Source organism: Gordonia gummivorans, from assembly GCF_022513585.1.
Taxonomy (GTDB): Bacteria; Actinomycetota; Actinomycetes; order Mycobacteriales; family Mycobacteriaceae; genus Gordonia.
The window spans coordinates 140224-160028 of sequence record NZ_JAKWBF010000008.1 but is presented as its reverse complement, the minus strand read 5'-3'; the positions used below and the strand labels follow the sequence as shown (position 1 = coordinate 160028).

General features: G+C 66.6%; 17 protein-coding genes. 5 read left to right on the top strand and 12 right to left on the bottom strand.

Annotated elements, in window-relative coordinates:
- The first annotated feature begins 12 nt into the window (after nucleotides 1-12).
- The 3 genes from MKW15_RS08620 (at nucleotide 13) to MKW15_RS08610 (ending at nucleotide 3119) form a co-directional block, all read left to right on the top strand.
- Entirely contained in the window at nucleotides 13-1362 is a 1350-nt protein-coding gene (locus MKW15_RS08620; protein ID WP_240857184.1) for a DUF4185 domain-containing protein, read from the top strand.
- Between the two features lie 117 nt (nucleotides 1363-1479).
- Nucleotides 1480-2082: a hypothetical protein gene (locus MKW15_RS08615; protein WP_240857183.1), complete on the top strand. Its 603-nt coding sequence runs from the start codon at nucleotides 1480-1482 to the stop codon at nucleotides 2080-2082.
- A 35-nt stretch (nucleotides 2083-2117) separates the two neighbouring features.
- Entirely contained in the window at nucleotides 2118-3119 is a 1002-nt protein-coding gene (locus MKW15_RS08610) for a hypothetical protein (RefSeq protein WP_240857182.1), read from the top strand.
- Nucleotides 3120-3862: 743 nt separating this feature from the next.
- Here the strand turns inward: MKW15_RS08610 and MKW15_RS08605 are convergent.
- From MKW15_RS08605 to MKW15_RS08595, 3 genes are all read right to left on the bottom strand, one after another.
- Nucleotides 3863-5152: a polysaccharide pyruvyl transferase family protein gene (locus MKW15_RS08605; protein WP_240857181.1), complete on the bottom strand. Its 1290-nt coding sequence runs from the start codon at nucleotides 5150-5152 to the stop codon at nucleotides 3863-3865.
- Nucleotides 5153-5161: 9 nt separating this feature from the next.
- Nucleotides 5162-6835 (bottom strand): FAD-dependent monooxygenase, encoded by a 1674-nt coding sequence (locus MKW15_RS08600; RefSeq protein ID WP_240857180.1) that lies wholly within the window; start codon nucleotides 6833-6835, stop codon nucleotides 5162-5164.
- 160 nt (nucleotides 6836-6995) lie between these two features.
- Entirely contained in the window at nucleotides 6996-7385 is a 390-nt protein-coding gene (locus tag MKW15_RS08595) for an SRPBCC family protein (RefSeq protein ID WP_240857179.1), read from the bottom strand.
- Between the two features lie 92 nt (nucleotides 7386-7477).
- Here MKW15_RS08595 and MKW15_RS08590 point away from each other — a divergent pair, with 92 nt between their 5' ends.
- The gene (locus MKW15_RS08590) at nucleotides 7478-8293 is read left to right on the top strand and encodes a shikimate 5-dehydrogenase (protein ID WP_240857178.1); all 816 of its coding nucleotides are present in this window, start codon (nucleotides 7478-7480) and stop codon (nucleotides 8291-8293) included.
- On the opposite strand, the gene MKW15_RS08585 is transcribed toward MKW15_RS08590, so the two are convergent.
- From MKW15_RS08585 to MKW15_RS08565, 5 genes are all read right to left on the bottom strand, one after another.
- Nucleotides 8254-8925: a nucleoside/nucleotide kinase family protein gene (locus MKW15_RS08585; RefSeq protein WP_240857203.1), complete on the bottom strand. Its 672-nt coding sequence runs from the start codon at nucleotides 8923-8925 to the stop codon at nucleotides 8254-8256. The two genes, MKW15_RS08590 and MKW15_RS08585, sit on opposite strands and share 40 nt — an antisense overlap.
- A 5-nt stretch (nucleotides 8926-8930) precedes the next feature.
- The gene (poxB, locus tag MKW15_RS08580; RefSeq protein ID WP_240857177.1) at nucleotides 8931-10667 is read right to left on the bottom strand and encodes a ubiquinone-dependent pyruvate dehydrogenase; all 1737 of its coding nucleotides are present in this window, start codon (nucleotides 10665-10667) and stop codon (nucleotides 8931-8933) included.
- A 94-nt stretch (nucleotides 10668-10761) separates the two neighbouring features.
- Complete coding sequence (locus tag MKW15_RS08575) at nucleotides 10762-11148, bottom strand: PIN domain-containing protein (protein ID WP_240857176.1); 387 nt, start codon at nucleotides 11146-11148, stop codon at nucleotides 10762-10764.
- Nucleotides 11149-11429: 281 nt separating this feature from the next.
- A complete protein-coding gene (locus MKW15_RS08570; RefSeq protein ID WP_240857175.1) occupies nucleotides 11430-12860 on the bottom strand; it encodes an FAD-binding oxidoreductase in 1431 nt (476 codons plus the stop codon).
- Nucleotides 12861-13137: 277 nt separating this feature from the next.
- Nucleotides 13138-16314 (bottom strand): BTAD domain-containing putative transcriptional regulator, encoded by a 3177-nt coding sequence (locus MKW15_RS08565; RefSeq protein ID WP_240857174.1) that lies wholly within the window; start codon nucleotides 16312-16314, stop codon nucleotides 13138-13140.
- Between the two features lie 126 nt (nucleotides 16315-16440).
- Between MKW15_RS08565 and mug the strand changes: the two genes are divergently transcribed.
- On the top strand, nucleotides 16441-17019 hold the full coding sequence (mug, locus tag MKW15_RS08560) for a G/U mismatch-specific DNA glycosylase (protein WP_240857173.1): 579 nt from the start codon (nucleotides 16441-16443) through the stop codon (nucleotides 17017-17019).
- Between the two features lie 65 nt (nucleotides 17020-17084).
- On the opposite strand, the gene MKW15_RS08555 is transcribed toward mug, so the two are convergent.
- From MKW15_RS08555 to MKW15_RS08540, 4 genes are read right to left on the bottom strand one after another with little or no spacing between them, the layout of a single operon-like run.
- Nucleotides 17085-17381 (bottom strand): DUF503 domain-containing protein, encoded by a 297-nt coding sequence (locus tag MKW15_RS08555; protein ID WP_240857202.1) that lies wholly within the window; start codon nucleotides 17379-17381, stop codon nucleotides 17085-17087.
- Nucleotides 17382-17409: 28 nt separating this feature from the next.
- On the bottom strand, nucleotides 17410-18258 hold the full coding sequence (gene ppk2, locus MKW15_RS08550; protein WP_240857172.1) for a polyphosphate kinase 2: 849 nt from the start codon (nucleotides 18256-18258) through the stop codon (nucleotides 17410-17412).
- Nucleotides 18259-18299: 41 nt separating this feature from the next.
- Complete coding sequence (locus MKW15_RS08545; protein WP_240857171.1) at nucleotides 18300-19289, bottom strand: malate dehydrogenase; 990 nt, start codon at nucleotides 19287-19289, stop codon at nucleotides 18300-18302.
- Nucleotides 19286-19696 (bottom strand): META domain-containing protein, encoded by a 411-nt coding sequence (locus MKW15_RS08540; RefSeq protein WP_240857170.1) that lies wholly within the window; start codon nucleotides 19694-19696, stop codon nucleotides 19286-19288. Before MKW15_RS08540 ends, MKW15_RS08545 begins: the two co-directional genes overlap by 4 nt.
- Nucleotides 19697-19805: the final 109 nt, after the last annotated feature.

Sequence of the window (19805 nt, the reverse complement as noted above, 5' to 3'; positions counted from 1 at the left end):
GGAGGTCGGGTAGTGCGCAGAATTCTCGTCAGGACTGCACGCGTCGCGCTCGTCGGTGCTCTTGCCCTCACCGCCTCGGCTCTGGCCACCACTCATTCGGTCGCTCCGGCCCTCGCGTCGCCGTGCGGCAACGGCGGATTCGGTTCCAGTCAACTGGGGTCGAGTGGCTCGTCGACCGGGTCCCTGGGTTCCAGCGGTTCTGCCGGTTCGAGTGGGCTGGGCAGCTCCAACGTCCCCAACATCGGACCCCAGGGTCCGCTGCCGCCATTCATCAGTGCCAGCACGCGCACCGTCGCGTGGTTGACAGGGCCGCTCAGCATCAACCGGACCTACAGCCGATTCGCCATCTCCGGAACAGATCTCGGGATCAGCTGGGACAACGGGTCCGGCCAGACCCTGATGGCCTTCGGCGACACCTTCGGCAACTGCAACGCCACCGGGCAACAGTGGCGGCACAACGTACTGCTCCGAACCAACGACACGCGGATGATCGACGGGATCACCGTGCCGAACGGTGTTGCGGGGGATCAGAACTCGGGTACGGTCATCGCCGCCGGCCAACCGAACTTCGCCCAGGAACTGATTCCCGCGCTCGGTGTCGACTACATCGAGGTCACCAAGATCCCGACCGCCGCGATCTCACTTCCTCGACCCGGCGGTGGTTTCCGGCAGTACATCAACTACATGTCGGTCCGCTCGTGGGGGAGTGCCGGGAACTGGGTCACCAACTTCTCCCAGATCGCCTACTCCGACAACAACGGACAGACCTGGGAAAACGCCGGTGACACCATCCGGGTCAACGCGCCGGTGACCCTTGATCTACCGTCGCCGCCGTTTCCGGACGTGGCCGTCAACAACGGCAAGTTCCAGCAGAACGCCTACACCCGCGGCCGTCCCGACAACGCCGACGAGAAGGACTACATCTACCAATTCGGCACGCCGAACGGACGATTCGGCGCAGCCTTCCTGGCCAGATTCAAACCCGAGGACATCGCGGCCCTCGACCGGTATCAGTATTGGAACGGCACGACGTGGATCGGCGATCTGAACGCCATGGGCGAGGCGGTCGTCATTCCCGCCCCGGTGACCGAGTTGTCCGTGTCGTGGAGCCCGTACCTCAAGAAGTACGTGATGCTCGACGGCGACAACGAGATCACGCTGCGCACCGCCGACCACCCGCAAGGGCCGTGGAGTGCGCGAAAGACACTCGTGCCGTCCGGCCGGATCGTGCTGTACGCGCCGATGATGCTGCCGCAATCGCCCGCGCTGAAGGGGACTGGGCCCGAGCTGTACTTCAACGCGTCGCGATGGAGCGACTACAACGTGATGCTCCTACGTACGGATCTGAGCCGCGTTCGTTGACGTGGGCGGCGAACCGGGACCGCATCGCTGAAGTTGTTGATGCTCAATTTGTTTCGTCAAGGCGATGATTCAGCGATCTGAGTTGTCGGATGCCGCTCCAGCGCGTTGACTGCGGGTATGAGACTCAGAAAGCTCGGGATGATGGTGACGGCGATCGTGAGCAGTGTCGTCGGTCTCACGGCGCCATCGACGGCTCATGCGACGCCGTCATCGATCGGTCGGGATTGCGTCGTGCGAGCCGATGACAAGGCAGCCACCGTCGATGCGTTGCTCAATCGCTGTACCAGCCAACAGATCCTGAGTCTGCTTCTTTCCGCACCACTCGGCGAGGCGCCGAAGGGCACGTTGTCCATCGCGTTGCTGCCGGTTTTCCAGGTAAACGGCAAGGCGGTGCCCTATGACGCTGCGCGCGCCGGTTCCCGCACGCAGAACCTCCTGGGCAAGACGCTGACATTCACCACGGGGCCCAACGGGGGCCCATGGGTCTACAAGGATTATCTGTGGGGCCGCGACGCCGGGGGTGCCCTCGTTCGAACCGTCTCCAAGATCGACCGTAAACCTGTGTTTGCCGCAGACTTCCGAGCTGATTTCGGAGGCGTGCCGATCAGCCTGCACGAATACCGTCAGCTGACTCCCGGCGTGTGGATCGGGCGGGACATCGGTGGTCGCTCGTCGGCCAGGGCTGCGGGCCCGACGGGTGGGGCGTTTGCGTTGAGCTGACCTGTGGGCCGCCGGATGTGTGCGAGGCTGGTGGCATGACCGAACTCGCGGATGCGCTGCTCGAGGCACAGATTGCTTTCGCCAAAAGGCAACTGCGCGACGGCGATCTGTTCGACGACCTGGTCGCCGAGGAGATCGACCACTTTCTCGCCGACGCGGGGCAACTCACCCTGGGTGAGGTGGTGACGCCGGCCCGCATTCAGGACACTGCCTACAAGTACGCGGTACAGCTACCGGTCGAGGGCGCGATCCCCGAACTCGTCGGTGAGATCGCTGGGCGCTTGTACCGTCATCGGGTGAACGACGAGGTCGCGGTCGCCGAGGTCCTCGATGTCCGCGAGTTCGATGATCTGCTCGTCACGATCGCCGATCCCGACGTCGTTCAGCGCGTGCTGCAGCGGATCCTCACAGACCCGGTGACCGAAGACATCTTCGTCGAGGTCGTCGTGCGCGCGGTCGACGATGCGGTCACCCAGGGGGTCGATGCGGGAGGCAGCACGGGGGTGGTCGGGTTCCTGCGCGGTGGTCTGTCGCGGGTGGTGACCCCGGCGATGCCCGTCGTCGACCGTGGGGTGGAGCAGGCCACCAGGGCCGGCATGCATTTCGTGTTGGGCGCCGCGCAGGGTGACGTCGCACTGGTGGACGCCGCCCGCGAGGTGTGGCGTCGCAATGCCACCGAGTCCGTGGGAACGTTTCGTGAGCTGGTCACCGCCGACGACGTCGAAGACGGTGTGGTGGCCGCCTTCGAATTCTGGAAGTCCTTCCGCGACACCGCATATTTCCGTGCGCTGTTGGACGAGGGGATTGCGCACGTGTTCGACAAATACGGCGAGACGAGCCTGACCGACCTGCTCGCCGAATTGGGCATCGGGCGCGACGATCTCATGGAGGAGGGTCTGCGGTTCGGACCGCCGGTTCTCGAAACCCTCGATGAGCGAGGACTTCTCGACGACGTGTTGCGACGACGGTTGGCGCCGTTCTACTCCTCGGAAGAGTTCCGCTCGGCGCTCGATTCGGCAGGTGTCGGACATGAATGATCGTGGACGCGGGAAGACACGGCCTCGTCGCAGACCTACCTTGTTGCCAGAAACCGCCAGTGTTGCCAGAAACCGCTGGTGCGCACCGGGTTTCTGAGAAGACACGCGGTTTCTGACATCGCGCCGCGCCGACACTGCGTCTCGGCGGCCATCTCGACCCTCGATGCACAGGCGCGTGCCACCAGCGTTGCTGCCGCGATCTGCTCGCGTGTCTGCCATCGGTGCACGATGCATTGCGAGCAGATGGGAGAAATGCGAGCACCTATGTCGGCGAGGCCCTACGAGGGGTTGAGGGCTTCCGCGTCACCAAAGTCGGCGAAGAAACGAAGACGCGTTTTCCCAGGTCAAGAGGCTGGTCATCCAACTCGTCGGATCAGCGACCCACCCGCCGACCTCGTCGGCGATCGTGGAAGCGGGAAGAACGAGGCCATCCGGAACGGTCTCCGTGAGGGGCCACCGAGGGCACATTTCCCTCGGCGGCACGCCAGGAAGACCACTTCAGACGTGATGCCGATCGTCCCGGCCATCCGACCCGGCAGACGAACCCACGATCCACCCGAGCGTCCCGAAAAAAGTAGGGGAAGAAACTCTTCCCCTACCCTTGGTGTCCTCCCCCAGAAATTTGTAGGGGACGACTGTGAACCTCGGGGAAGAAACTTCTTCCCCTACTTTTGGTGGGACGACCGCGGGGCGGGCCTCGGCATTTACCCAGGTCAGCGGGATTGGTCACCGAACTCGTCGAGTCAGCCGCGGCGTAGTGACCGGCTGGGGGAGTCCGGGTAGATGCGTTTGGCCAACGCGGTTTTCGCGTCGATCGCGCGTTGCCGGTCCTCGGGGGTGAAGCCACCGCGGAAGGGCGGGTCGGGAACGGTGGTGCCGTCGTCGGCAATCGTCCACGCCGAACCCAGATCGGTCAGCGACCGATGCTTGGTCGAGTAGTACTCGGGCATCGGGACAATGGCCACGCCCGAATCGCCGGCGGCTGCCGCCATCAAATGCGGGTGGAAACGCGTGCTGATCCACGTTTGACCCTCGCCGGCAGGCAACCCGAACAGCCAGACGTCGCGGAACGGGATCCTGGTGGCGCCGTCGAGGCGGTCGCCGAGACGGTGGGCGACCTCGTTGTCGTAGCCAGGGATTCCCTCGATGACGGTGACATCGCTGCCGGCGACATCCCACTTGTCGAGAGTCGATCGGACGAGATCGGTGAGTGCGGCGACTCCGGTCGACTCGGGTCCGCGGAACTCGTCGGTGAGGTCGGACTGCAGGCATAGGACGACGCCGCGGTCCTTCCACATCCGGCGGTACACATTCGACGCGGGCCGGTGCAGCGAAAGCCATGCGTCGTCACCGGAGTTGGTCGCGTGTGGCACCGCGGTCAGCGCATCGGCGGATGCATCGTCGCGGACGTCGAACACCGAGAAGGCGCCGGCCGCATCGACCAACGCCGTCCACGCCGGTTCATCCAGGCAGGGAATCAATCCCTGACCACTGGCCACCGCGGTGGCACCGGTGGCCCGACTGACCGCCGCAGCGGCGGCAACAAGCGAAACGTGCTGCGGCCACACCTTGTTGACGTAGCCGCCGCCGAGGAGGTGGATCGTCGACGCGCGATTGAGGATCTCGATTCCCGCGCTCAGCCGTGGTGAGCGACCGGGGTCGGTGACGGTCGAGGCCATCCACGTCCACGGCTGGTCCGGGTCGGGGCCGTCGTCGGAATCCTTGGGTGCGGCTGCGGCGAACTCCGACAACTGCCACAGCGTATCCACGAACAGCGTGTGGGGGTGGATGCCGCGGTGCAGCAGCGACGCCTGTCCCGGCGAATGACAGTCGACGACGACGGTGGCGCGCGGACGAACCCGAGCCAGATGGCGCAGCCACGTCCGAGCGATCAGTTCGTCGCCGTAGTTCGGGTAGCCGGTGGGGGCGATCAGGTAGATGACCTCGCCGATGCCGAGCGTGCGTGCCATCGTCGTGCCGGCCACGCGCCCCGCAGCGCGTCGCGCACGCTGCGCGACCTCAGGAATCGACATGCGCCGAGATTACGTTGTCGCGGTGGCGCTCTCGCGAGCCGGGTCGGTGGCGGACTCGGCGAATGTCGATCTCAGGTGGGCGAGGGTGGCCGTGACGTTCGACAGCGGGCCCCGGTAGCCGAGATATCCATCCGGACGAATGACGAACACCGTTGGCCCGTCCGGGCGGTAGGCGTCGGCGAAGAGACCTTCGGAATCGCGCAGCAACGGGAGAATCGTGGTGCCGACTTGGGCCGCTGGAGCCGCCACCACATGCACATCGATCCTGCCCCGCGCTGCGGCAACCACCTCGGCGGCGCACAGTTCGAGAGCCGCCACCTCGGCCGCACCGCACGTGCTGTCCGCGTACAGCACTGCCGAATGCTGTGTGCGGTCGAGGGCCGAGAACAATCGCAGGCCGAAGTTGACCACCTCGCGCGTCAGGCCGGCTGCGTCCGGCGCCCGCTGCCCCGGGTGAGGTCCCTCGGTTGCCGTGGGCGCGTCACCGACGATGGGACTGCCGGCGTAGTCGATCAGGAGTTGCCCCTCCCTGCGCATGAGGTGGTCGGGGTCGGTCGTGGCCGTATCGATGCCTTGCCGTGCGTTGCGCACGGTGCGGCCGACCACCTCCTCGCCGACCGGTCGTCGCTCGGCGTCGTAGCTGTCGGTGAGGCCGTCCGCCGCGTCGCCGGCGACCGCGAGCGCCAGCTTCCAGGCAAGGTTGTGGGCATCTTGGATACCGGTGTTCATGCCCTGTGCGCCGGTGGGCGGATGGATGTGGGCGGCATCGCCGGCGACGAAAACCCTTCCACGCCCGTAAGAGTCGACGATTCGATGACTGATGCGGAACACCGACGACCACCGCATGTCCGACACCGTGGCGGGCTCGGGTGCCAACCGGTCGAAAACCGTCTGGATGTGGTGCAACTCGGGCCGCCTGGATCCCTCGAATCCGTGGGCGACGCCATCGCCCTGATCGGCATCGGCCGACAACTCGTCGGGGACAAGCATCGACGCACGGTAGCGACCCCGGCCCGGTAGCGGAATACACACGAGTCCGTCGTCGCCACCTTCGGACCGGTGAACCGAACGCACAGCGAATCCGCGGGGCAGAGACCAGTCGACCGCCACGTCACCGAGCATGTACTGCTCGACGAACGCTCCGCCTTCGAAGGTCAGTCCGAGGGTCTTGCGCACCGTGCTGTGCGCGCCGTCGCATCCGATCAGGTACTGGGCCCGGACTGTTTCGTGGCCGTCGGGACCCGACAAGGTGGCGGTCACGCCGTCGGCGTCCTGGGTGAATCCGTCGAGCCGGACCTCGCGATCGATCGTCGTGCCGAGCGAGGCGAGCCGTTCGGTGAGTATGCGCTCGGTGGCGTACTGCGGGATGAAGCAGAATCGGAACGGAATGTCGGGGGGCACAGACAGTTCGACCCGAGACACCTGCTCGCCGTTGAGAAACACGATCTGGCCGTGCATCTCGATGGCTGCGTCGAGAACCTGGCCGAGGACGCCCATCTGCTCGAACGCCTCGAGAGTGCGTGGCTGCACGCCAACGGCTTTGGCGTATTGGGGAGCACTGTCGAGCGGGTCGACGATGCGCACCCGCACTCCGCGGCGCCGCAACTCGATCGCGGCGGTCAGGCCCACCGGACCGCCGCCGGCAACCAGGACATCGATCTGATCGGTAGTGGAGCGACCCATGGCTTCGGCCCTTCTCATCAATGCACCCGTCGTCGATCGACGCGGAGCGATGTGGTGTGAGTCACATTCTGGCGTTCAGGGGTCGAAGGCGCAGCGAGTTGGCTGAAGCGGTGATCAGGGGTGACGGTGAAACTCGACCTGGGGACACTTGATCACGACGTCACTCGACCAGCAGGCCTCGCAGTCGGTCGAGGTCGGCTTGCACCGCAGCGCAATCGGTGTCGAAGTCCTCATCGGACAGGTCGCGCTGGCGAACCGTGAACACCACTTCGGCACCCAGAGGATGCGACAGCACGCGTAGTGGGTTGTCGACAGCGGTGCCGTCGGGCAGTCGGACCTCGTGGTCGAGGATTCCGAATGCGTTGGACTCGGCAAAGCGGACAGTCACCTTGCCCATCGGTGAATCCACGACGAGCAGCTCACCGTCGCGCCGGACGCCGCTCGCGAGTCCGGCCGCCCAGCGCGGCAGGTTGTCGGGGTCGCCGGCGAATCGGTACACCGCGTCGGCGGTGATCCCGGGAACGACAACGGAAAGGTGGCGGCTGATCATCTGCGGTCCTCACATTGTCGTGGCGTGGGTACGGTGGTCGGCGGGGGGATCCCAACGCAGGCCGTGATGGCGGCCAGGAGACGGAGCATCGAATGCCGATCCTCAACAAGGACATGACCCTGTGCATCTCATTGTCGGGCCGTCCGTCGAACATCGGTACCCGCTTTCACAACTACCTCTATGACGAGCTCGGTCTCAACTTCATCTACAAGGCGTTCGGCACCGACGACATCGAAGGCGCGATCCGCGGGGTGCGTGCGCTCGGCATCCGGGGCGCGTCGGTGTCGATGCCGTTCAAGGAGGCCGTCATCGACCTCGTCGACGAGATGGAGGAGTCGGCGTCGGCGATCGAGTCGGTCAACACGATCGTCAATGAGGATGGTCGCCTTGTGGCGTCCAACACCGACTACGAAGCGGTCGCGCAGTTGATCGACGAGCATTCGCTGGATCGGGGAATCCCGGTCGTCGTGCGCGGATCGGGGGGCATGGCCAAAGCGGTGGTCGCGGCGTTCCGCGGGGCGGGCTTCGAGAATCTGACCGTGGTGGCGCGAAACGTGGAGGCCGGTTCGGCGCTCGCCGACAAGTACGGGTATGCGCACACGGCAACCGAACCCGATCCTGCCGACGTCATCCTGGTCAACGTCACGCCGTTGGGGATGAGTGGTGCAGACGAATCGTCGCTGGCCTTCTCCGCCGAGCAGATAGGCGCGGCACGCGCAGCTTTCGACGTCGTCGCCTTTCCTGCCGAAACGCCGTTCATCACAACGGCACGAGCGGCGGGCAAGCAGGTGGTCACCGGCGCCGAGGTGATCGCACTGCAGGCCGCGCGACAGTTCGAGCGCTATACCGGCGTAGCGGTCACCGCCGATCAGGTGGCGCGGGCGTCGGCGTTCTCGCGAGCGGAGTGACCTGCCGCGTTGTCGATGACGGCGTCTGCGCGGTCCCGGGTCGCGGCGATCATCGTCGCGTTGGGCCGGTCGACGTCATCGATCCACGCGCGTGACTGTTCGGGTGTCTTGCCGGCCGCGACATGGCGTTTCAGGAGACGCGCGGTCCGCACCTCGTCGGGCGCGTCGACGTAGTAGAGCAGGGCGAGCAGCGGCCGCACCGCGGCCCAGCCGGCGTCGAGCCCCAGATAGTTGCCTTCGGTGATCACCACCTGCGCATCGCTTGGGATGACCAGCTGGGCGGCGATGGGTTCGCCTGCGGCGTGGTCGAATCCCGGAACGTAGACCACGGTGTCCGCGTCGGTGATTCGACGAAGTGTGGCCACAAAACCATGAACGTCGAACGTGTCGGGCGCACCCTTGCGATCGCGGCGGCCGAGGCGCTCGAGCACGGCGTTCGACAGGTGGAATCCGTCCATGGGCAGGTAGCCCACCGCGTCGGGGCCGAGCCTCCGGGCGAGGAGGGTGGCAACGCGCCCGGCCATGGTCGTCTTACCCGCACCGGGCGGTCCGGTGAATCCCACGATGATGCGACCACTTTCGTGTGTCGCCAGCTCGGCGATCGTCGTGGCGATCGCCCATTCGCCGGTCATGGTGCTCAATCGAAGAGTCGACGGAACACGTTGGTCTCGGCGAGGTCGACGAGTTCGTCGCCGCGCCCGGACATCACGGTGCGCAACGCATAGAGGGTGAACCCCTTTGCCTGGGCGGCGGTGACGGTGGGTGGGATCGACAACTCCTGTCGTGCGGTCACCACGTCGAGCAGGGCCGGGCCGTCGTGGGCCAGGATCTCGGTGACCGCGGCATCGAGGTGGTCGGGCTGCTCGACGCGACGCCCGAGGATGCCGATGGACTGGGCGAGCGCCGAGAAGTCGGGATTGACCAGGTCCGTGCCGAAATTCACGAAACCGGCTGCCTTCATCTCGACCTCGACGAAGTTCAGCGAGGAGTTGTTGAACACCACGATCTTCACCGGCAGCCTGTTCTGCGTGATGGTGAGCAACTCGCCGAGCAGCATGGCGAGGCCGCCATCGCCGGCCAGTGCGATCACCTGGCGGCCCGGATAGGCCGATTGCGCCCCGACCGCTTGGGAGACCGCGTTGGCCATCGAACCGTGGGTGAAGGAGCCGATGAGTCGCCGCGCGCCGTTCATCTCGAGGTACCGCGCTGCCCACACCACCGGAGAACCGACGTCGGGGATGAACACCGCGTCGTTCGTCGCCTTCTCGCTCACCAGACGGGCCAGGTACTGGGGATGAATCGGCGCGCGGTTGCGGTCGTTGACCGCGAGATCGTCGAGGCGGACGCGGGCCTTTGCGTAATGCTCGCGAGCAGACGCCGCATGGGTCTTGTCCCGGTTGGGGTCGATCCGGTCGAGAAGCGGTCCGATGGTGTCGCGCACACTCCCGACCAGCGGCAGGTCGACAGGGCAGCGTTTGCCGATCTGTTCACCCCGGATGTCGACCTGGATGATCGTGGCCTTCGACGGATAGAACTGCTGGTACGGGAAATCGGTCCCGAGCATCAGGAGCGTGTCGCACTTCTCGATCGCGCGGTAGCCCGACGAGAACCCGAGCAGGCCCGTCATTCCGACGTCGAAGGGGTTGTCGTATTCGATGAACTCCTTGCCGCGCAGGGCATGCACAACCGGTGCCTGCAGGGATGCGGCGAGTGCGACGACCTCGTCGTGCGCACCTGCGACACCCGCCCCGGCCAGAATGGTCACCCGCTCCGAGCGGTTCAGGATGTCGGCGGCGCGCGCGAGGTCGGCATCGGTGGGCCGCACGACGCTGTCGATGGCGCGGATCGGAGCCCCCGAGCGCCGCGTGGCGCACTTCTCCAGGAACGTCTCGCCCGGTATCACCAAGACTGCCACCCCACGCTCCTCGACCGCCGTACGCATGGCGATGTCGAGGAGGCGCGGCATCTGCTCGGGTGTGCTGACCATCTCGCAATACGAACTGCATTCCCGGAAGAGTTGCTCGGGGTGGGTTTCCTGGAAATACCCGCTGCCGATCTCGGGTGCCGGGATATGCGCGGCGATCGCGAGGACCGGAACCCGGCTCCGTTGCGCGTCGTAGAGCCCGTTGATGAGGTGCAGATTGCCCGGGCCGCAACTCCCGGCACACACCGCCAACTCTCCGGTGAGCGCAGCCTCGGCCGACGCCGCGAACGCGGCGCCCTCCTCGTGCCGCACGTGCTGCCACCGGATGGTGGCGTCGGTCCGAAGTGCGTCGGTGAACCCGTTGAGCGAATCACCGGGAATCCCGTATACGCGAGCGATTCCGGCGTCCTTCAAGCGCTCGACGATGATCTCTGCCACGGTGGTGGCCATTGCCGCTCCTCGCCATGAGGTGGTGTCGGATCTGCGTGTGCATCCCCCGAACCGACCGGTCGACACCCATCGTATGGGCGTCGAGGCACTCGCGTCAGCGGGTCAGGACCGACGGACCCAGTGTTCGCGCACCGAGTTGGTGGACGCGGCTTTTCAGCTCACGGTCGGCAGTCACCACAACCACATTCCGGTCGCCCTGGGCGGCAACGTATTCGACGATGGCGTCATCGCCCGACGCACGCGCTTCGATCACTCCGACCGTCGGAGTCGCGGCGACACCGCGGGCACGACCCTCGATGACGAGGGTGACCTCCAGCGGTCCCGGGACCTCCGCAAGTCCGTCGGTCGCCGGCCCCGCGAGCCGATCGCGCAACCGTTCGGTGGCGCCCCGACGGTCGCGCCACCACCCGTCGGGGACCGAACCCACCACATTGGCGGCGTCCACCACGAGGACCGTCGGCCGTTCCGGATCGGATTGCATTCGTCCGTCATGCGTGTCTGACCCGAAGTGTTCGGCAACCACCCTTATGACCTGGGGAAACACGATCGCGCGGTGCCCATAAAATCTAGGGGAAGAGCTTCTTCCCCGGGGTTCATAGTCGTCCGCGAGAATTTTCTGGGGGAGGACTCCAAGGGTAGGGGAGGAAGTTTCTTCCCCTACTTTCCGCAGGTGCTTCCGGGGCGTCGAGACTGCCGGTGCGACGACGACAAGGCCCGGTGGGGGTCACCGGGCCCTGTCTCGCCGCTGTCCTGCGCGGGGTTTCAGGACAACACGGTTCCGTGGCAGAACCTGTTCTGCGGATCGAGGTCGGTCTTGATCGCAGCGATCTTCTGCCGGTGGATCTCGCTGAACGCCGACGCCGAGCGATCAGCACGCTCCTCGAACTCCGTGAAGTTCAGGTAGGCGGCACCGGTCACGTACGGCTCGAGGGCACGTCGAGTGAGCCGCAGCGCCGATTCGACCGCCAGTCCGACGTGTGGATCGGGCACGATCGCACCCATCTCCAGGAGGAACTCGTCGCAGCGACCACGGTCGTTGACCGCCTCGGCGGCGTGCGCCGCGATCGCGCCGCCGGCGTGCCGGAACTCGGCGAACAGGATGAGCGGCATGGCGCCCGGTCGCGGCAAGACGTTGGAGGTGATCACGTCGATCGCACCGTCGGCGATGTCGTTGCACCACTCCGTCGTCACCATCGCGGGCATCGGGTCGGTCGGATCCATGCTGATGGCGTCTGCGGCGGCGAACGGAAGCTCGCCCCACATGTCGATCTCCGGGGTCTTCCAGCGCCGCCATTCGTCGACGACGTCCTTGCCGGCGTCGATGTCACCCGACCAGCAACCACGGAACATCACGAAGCTCTGTCCACGCAGCGGCTCGGGGACGATGTCGAGCGGCGGGAAGTTCATCAACGTCACCGCCGAGGTCAGCTCGTCCGACTGCGCAGGCGCCCACTCGCGGAAGCGACGCAGCACCGCCGCGGCGTCCGACGCCGGATAGAACAGATTGCCCGCGTAGACGGTGGCGACAGGGAAGAGGTCGATCTCCATCGAGGTCACGACGCCCAGGCTGCCGGCGCCGCCGCCCTTGAGCGCCCAGAAGACGTCCGGGTGTGCATCGGCACTGACCTTGAGGGCTTCACCGGCGGGGGTGACGAGGTCGAAAGACCGGACCGCGTCGGAGGCGAGGCCGTAGTGCCGGCCCAGCCAGCCGAAGCCGCCACCCAGGGTGTAGCCGACAGCGCCGACATCGGTGGACGACCCCAGCAGCGGGGCCAGCCCGTGCGCTGCGGAAGCCTCGAGTACCGGGCCCCACTTGACGCCTGCCGCGACGGTTGCGGTGCGGTTGACCGGATCGACGGACACTGAATCCAGGTGCGAGGTGTTGATGAGCAGTGCGCCGTCGGCGGCCGCACCCGGTCCGTGTCCGGTCGCCAGAACCGCCACCCGCAGATCCTCGTCGACCGCGAAACGGACCGCCTCGACGACGTCGAACGGGTTGGCGGGTACCGCGATCACCGCGGGCCGATGGTCGGCGAGGAGATTGAAGCCGCTGCGAGCGGCGTCGTAACCCGGTTCGCCAGGTCCGTAGACCGCGCCGGCGATGCGGTCGCGCAGGTCGGCGAGAACCGAGTTCTGGGTGCGGACGGAGAGGACGGACTCGGGGTTGGAAGGGTTGTTCAGCTCGATCGACATGACGTGGTATTCCTGACGTTGGGGTCGGCCGGCAGGGCCGACGCTGGTTGCTTCTCCGGCTGGTCACCGGCTCGAGAACAACCTTCGCCAACGGTTCTTGGGACGCACTTGTGGCCGACTTGTCTCCCCAAGCCAAGTGGGTGTCGGCCCGCGCAGGGTTGTTCACTCCGACTTGGTCTCCCCACGCCAAGTGGGTGGCGATTCGCGTAGGGGGTGTTCACTCCGACTTGGCCTCCCCACGCCAAACGCCAAGTGGGTGGCGTTCGTCGATTGCCGATCAGCCGGCCGAACAGCCCCAGGAGCTCGCGGTCCGATCGATACGCGTGACGAGCTCGGTGCATTCCTGCCGGACGGCGACGCCCCGTGCCCTGGTCAGGAGTGTGCTGATCGACGGGTTGTCTGCTCCGCGCGCCCGTTGGAGAGTGGCGTCGACGAGTAGTCGATGGGCGTCGGCGTAACGCTCGCCGGTGATATCCGCAAACGACTCGGCCTCCGCCAGCACGGCGCCGGCGTCGATCAGGCGATCGGCCGCGACCAGCATCTCCGCATAGAGCCCGTACCAGAAGCCCGCGCCGGTCCGTGCCTGGTCGTTGGGTGTGGTGAGCCGGTCGATCGCGGCCAATGCCTCCTCGACGTCACCCTGCATCGCGCGCGCCCACCAGTACATGTGCTCACCGCCGTTGCGCAGATACTCGAGGGGGCCCTGGCCGCTCGCGTCCAGAAGGCGTCGGCCTGCATCGGCGGCCCAGGAGGTGTCGCCGATCATCGCCGCCGCGCTCGCGGCGAAAATCGCAACGCCCAGCCGCCCCACCGGATCGGTCTGGCGCAGGTCGATCGCCCGGAACTCCTCACGCCCGGTCGTCGCGTCCACGTGGAGCGTCGCCGTCCAGGCGCGAAAGCCACGGGCGAGGATCATCTGGTCGGGTCGGATCCCGTCCACGTCGGTATCGAGCGGTGCGTAGCGTTCCAGAAGCCGGTGTGCCGCACCGATGTTGCCGCGGTTGAACTCATCGATCGCACTGACATGCATGGCGAGATGGACGACGGTCGGGTCGTCGGAACCCTGCGCCCTGCGTCGCAGATCCTCGGCGAGCCGATGACCGGTCGCGACATCGGCGATCTGGAGATGCGCCGCACATCGCGCGTAGTCGAGATTGGCGAGAAGCCGCTCGTCGCCGAGTCGGTCGGCGAGCTCACGCGCCCGTTCGGTGAGTGCGTGGTCGGCCGAGAAGTATCCGTTCTGCGCGACGTCGGCGGCGAGTCGCATGGTGATGGCCGACATCTCGGCCTGTTCGTCGCCGATCGCGCGGGCGAGGGTTGAGCTGTCCGTCAGATTCCGGACGGCGCCCTCGAAATCGTATGTGCGCAGATTGAGTTGTCCCGCGGCGAGCAGTGCGGCGGACGTTCGTGCGCGGTCTGCGAGTGGTCCTGCCGCCCACAAGTGCCGTGCCACTCGCGTGATGCGGTTCGGTGAGCCGGTGCGATCGAGCGCGTCGGCGACCGCGAGGTGGATTCGACGGCTCCTGACCGAGCCGATCCCCGCGACGATCGCCTCACGGATGAGGTCGTGGGTGAAGGAGAATCCGAACGGATCGTCTGGGTCGCTCTCGATCACGCCCGCGGCCGTTGCCACTTCCAGCGACTCGAGCGTGCCGTCGATCTCCCGGCCGGCGGCATCGGCGAGCAGGGCCACATCGACACGACTGCCGATCGACGCGGCCACATCGAGCAGAGTTGCAGTGTCGGTGGGCATGTCGCGCACGCGTTGCCGCACCACGTCACGGACTCCCGAGGGCACCGCGTTGTCGGCGATCGATCCGCGGTCGGCGAGGATCAGCGCGAGCTCACGGACGAAGAAGGCATTGCCGCCGGTGCGTTTGGCGATCGAATCCACGGTGTTCACCGTCGGCCATTCCCGGGTCTCGCGGCGGATCAACTCGGAGATGTCGTCGGCTCCGAGCGCACCGACCTCGAGGCGACGGTGTTCGGGTAAGCGAGCGAGGGTTGCCAATGTCTGTTCGACGACGGGTCGCAGTGACGCTGCGCTGCGGACCGAGGCGAAGAAGGTCACCCCGGACGTCCGGCGGTTTGCCATGTGCGCGAACAGTTCCAGGGACGCGCCGTCGGCCCACTGCAAATCGTCGAGCACGATGATCAACTGCCTGCGCTGGGCGACTTGGTCCAGTAGATCTGCGGCCTGATCGTAGAACTGGAATCGTGCGGCCGCGTCGGGCATTTCGCGCGGCGGCGGGATCACGTTGGCGCCCTGGGTGACCATCCGGCCCAGATCGCTGTCGAGGAGGACGGGCAGATCGTCCGGATCCAGCCGCGCAAGGACCGACGACAGGATCTGGACCCACGGCCACATCGACGGCGCCGCCACGTCTTCGACGCAGCGTCCCCACAGCACGCTCAGGTCTGCGGCATGCAACGCGCGCTTGGCGGCTTCATCGATCAGCGCGGTCTTGCCCGCGCCGGGTTCCCCCTCGACGACCACCACGCCGCCCGGCCCGGCCAACGACATCAGGACGGCGCGGTGCAGGGCCGCGAGTTCGTCGGTGCGACCCACCAGATTCGACGCCGCCGGGGTCGCTGCCGCGTCGCCCTCCGCATCGTCCGGTTGGGCGGTCGGGACCGCCGAATCACGGGACTGTGTGGCTGGGCTGGGCGTCGAGGATACCGGCGCGTCGAGATGTGGTGCGTGGTCGAGGATGTCGCGCTCGAGTTGACGCAGGCGCGGACCGGGATCGACGCCGATCTCGTCGGCGAGGATGCGTCGCGCCTCGGCGATGGCGCCCAACGCGTCGGATTGCCGCCCGAGCCGATAGCGTGCGGTCGCGAGCAACACCCACAGACCCTCATCGAGAGGCGAGCGCTGCAACGCCTGCTCGAGTTCGGATAGAAGGAGCCGGTGGTCGCCGATCGCCATCCGGGCCTCGAAGGAGAGTTCGCGTGCGGCGTCGACCAACCGCTCGAGGTGTGCGGCGGCCTCGTCGCGGAACCCGAGACCCTCGAATTCGGGTAGCAGGGGACGATAGTCGGCGAGGACCTCGCGCAGCAGGGCCGCCGCGCCGGCCGGGTCGTCGTGCCGGAGGAGTTCGCGTGCACGCGTGATCCGGGTGACCAGGTGCCGCACGTCGACCTGGTCGTCGTCGGTGGGCAGGCTGTAGCCCGAACCATGGGTGAGCAATACGGTGGACGGTGCGCGCGGTTTGCGATCGGGTTCGAGTGCCTTGCGCAGACCCGAGATGTACGCCTGCAGAGACACTTCCGCCCGATCCGGGGGAGCGTCGCCCCACACGCCGACGATCAGGCGGTCGGCACTCACCGGTGCGCCCTCGGCCAGGATCAGTTGGGCAAGCGTCATCCGCTGTTTGCGCGTGCCGAGTTCGACGGCCGCGGCATCGATCTGCGCGCCGAGTCCGCCGAGAACTGTGTACGAGGGCCGGGTCATCGCCGCTGAGTGTAATCCCGCCGGGCACTCGGGCATACCCGACGAAGTGCGGCGGTGCTTCTGAGGTGGTGCCGGGTGACGTAACGTCCGAGTGAGAGGACACCGACTGCGAAGAGGGTTGAACGAGTGGGTTTCACGCGGGCCGAACTGCTCGCTCATACGGGTGAGGAAGTCGACGACCTGGTCGGCGACGACTGCCGGCTGCTCATGGTCGGAATCAATCCGGGACTGTGGACAGCAGCGACCGGGGCTCATTTCGCACGGCCGGGCAACCGGTTCTACCCCGCGTTGGTGCAGGCCGGCATTGTCGACCGTCTGATCGACGCGTCGCACGGGTACTCCGACGCGGACCGAGGGCTCCTCCTTGACCGCGGCGTCGGTATCACGAACATCGTCGCGCGAGCCACCGCGACCGCAGCCGAGCTGACCGCCGCCGAACTGCGCGAGGGCGGTGAGCAGTTGCGTCGCAGGATCGCGCAGGTCGCCCCGCGGGTGGTGGCGATCCTCGGAATCACGGCCTACCGCACCGCCTTTGACGATCGGCGCGCGGTCAGCGGACGACAGGACGGGGCGTTGGGTGGCGCGCAGCTGTGGGTGCTGCCCAATCCGAGCGGTCTCAACGCGCACGAAACGGTGCAGAGCCTTGCCGCCGCATACCGGGAGGCGGCGGTCGCCGCGGGGATCGTGTCCGCCACCGTCGGCTGAGGTCGCCCCGGAGCGGTAGGAGGGTTCGCTTCGCTCGCACCTCGGGAGTGGTGAGCGGCCTCGAGTCAAACGTCGGCCGCATTGATGACGCGTCGGCGTGCGGACAGCAACTCGACCTCCGGGCGAGCAGCTGCATGCCGTTCGACGGCATCGAGTACGTCCACCACGTGAGCGCGATCAGCGGACACGACAGCGACGCCGATCAACGTTCGGCGGTGAACGTCGAGGTGACCGACCTCGGCCGCGGTGATCTCGAACCGACGCTTGAGTTCCGCGACGATCGGGCGGATCACCGACCGTTTGTGCTTGAGCGAGCCGACATCGCCGAGCAGGTAGTCGAACTCGCAGAAGCCGACCCACATGCCGTCGAATCCGTGGGCACTCACCGGTTCAGTGGTCACCGCCGAGAAGTTGGTCGACGTGATTGGGTACGTACTTCGACAACGACCGCGGCGGGCGGTGATAGTTGCCGCTCTCGATCGGGTGCTTGGGCAATGTCACCTCGGGTCGGGGTACGGCGTGATAGTCGATGGTGGACAGCAGGTGCGAGATCATGTTCAGGCGGGCGTGCTTCTTGATGTCGGATTCGACGACGTACCAGGGACTCATCGCGGTGTCGGTGTGCACCATCATCTCGTCCTTGGCGCGGGAGTACTCCTCCCAGCGGTACACCGACTCGAGGTCCATCGGACTGAGCTTCCACTGACGCACCGGGTCGGTCATCCGCGAGCGGAAGCGTCGGAGTTGCTCCTCGTCGGAGACCGAGAACCAATACTTGCGCAGCAGGATTCCGTCGTCGATGAGCATCTGCTCGTAGATCGGGGTCTGACGTAGGAAGCGAGTGTGCTCCTCGGGGGTGCAGAAGCCCATCACCTTCTCCACTCCGGCACGGTTGTACCAGGATCGATCGAACAGCACGATCTCGCCGGGAGCAGGCAGGTGAGCCACGTAGCGCTGGTAATACCATTGTCCGCGTTCACGATCGGTCGGGGCAGGCAACGCCGCGACCCGTGCGATGCGAGGACTCAGGTACTCGGTGATGCGTTTGATGGTGCCGCCCTTGCCGGCTGCGTCGCGTCCTTCGAAGATGACGACGATGCGTGCACCGGTCTCTCGGACCCACTCCTGCATCGAGACCAGTTCGGTCTGTAGCCGGAAAAGTTCGGCCTCGTAGATCTTGTTGGGGATCTTCGCGGGTTTCGAGGTGTCCTTCTTGGAGCCGCTGCCCTTTTTTGCCATGGAGCGAGTTTAGGCGCTCCGGCGCGGATCCGGTGTGGGAGTCAGCTATCCGCGAGTGCAGCCACCGCGTCGAGCTCGGACTGCAACTCGGCAACCGAGCCGTCGATGCGCGCACGGGAGAACTCGTTGATGTCGAGACCCTCGACGATCTCCCACTCGCCGTTCACCGCGCGAACCGGGAACGAGCACACCAACCCCTCGGGTACGCCATAGACACCGGGGGAGGGCAGCGCTGCCGACGTCCAGTCGCCGTCCGGTGAACCCAGCACCCAATCGTGGACGTGGTCGATGGCTCCGTTGGCGGCCGAGGCGGCCGACGATGCACCGCGTGCCTCGATGATCGCCGTACCGCGTTTGGCGACGGTCGGGATGAAGTCGTCGACGAGCCAGTCGCGGTCTTCGGCGATCTCGGCGCCGGTGCGATCGCCCACCCGGGCGTGGAAGATGTCGGGGTACTGGGTTGCGGAATGGTTGCCCCACACCGAAACCCGACTGATCTGGGCCACCGGTGTGCCGGTGTGCCGGGCGAGCTGGGCGATGGCGCGATTGTGGTCGAGGCGGGTGAGCGCCGTGAAACGTTCCGACGGAACGTCGGGAGCGTGAGCGGCGGCGACCGCTGCGTTCGTGTTCGCGGGATTGCCGACCACGATCACGCGGATGTCCTGCGCAGCAACGTCGTTGATCACCGCCCCCTGGCGGGCGAAAATGTCGGAGTTGGCGGCCAGCAGGTCGGCTCGTTCCATGCCCTTGCTGCGCGGCTTGGCGCCGATCAGCAACCCGAAATTCGCCCCGTCGAAGGCGCGTCGAGCATCGTCGGTGATGTCGATCGATGTCAGGAGTGGGAAGGCGCCGTCCTCGAGTTCCATCGCGGTGCCTTCGGTCGCCGCGATGGTCTGCGGCAGTTCCAGCAGGCGCAGCGCAACGGGTTGGTCGTGACCGAGCATGGCGCCCGCGGCAACCCGGAACAGCGCGGCGTAGCCGATGCTGCCCGCGGCACCCGTCACGGTGACGACGGCAGGTGCTGGTGTCATGAGTCTCCTTCGGTGAGCAATACCTGATTGGTCGGACCCGTCAGCACCAGCGCTTGGCCCACGGAATACCAGTTCAACGGCGCCTTGGTGAAGTTCGCGAGCCACGCGTCGGCGCCGGCCCGCGGGCCCGGGCACGCCATGCGGGTCGACATCAGCGGCCCGATCCGCATCGTGGATCCTTCGATCCGCACCGAACCGATGTGTCGATTGCAGCCCGCAGTGAGCGCGATACGCCCAGCACTCGGGAAGTCGATGACGAGCGGTCCGCCCCCGGGGATGGGAGTGCCGGTGACGGCCGTCGATGAATAGTGCTTGCCGAGCAGGGGAGCCGGCGCAGCGTGCGCGCCACCGGATCCGAACGCGCCGAACGCGAGGGCGGCAAAGCCGAGACAGAAGGCCGCGAACAACGAGGCACCAGGACGGGCGCTGCCACGTAAGCTGGGGCGGCGCCGGACTCGATGGGATCGGGCATGCCGAGTTTGCGCGCGGAGACTCACGGAAACAACGGTAGCCGAC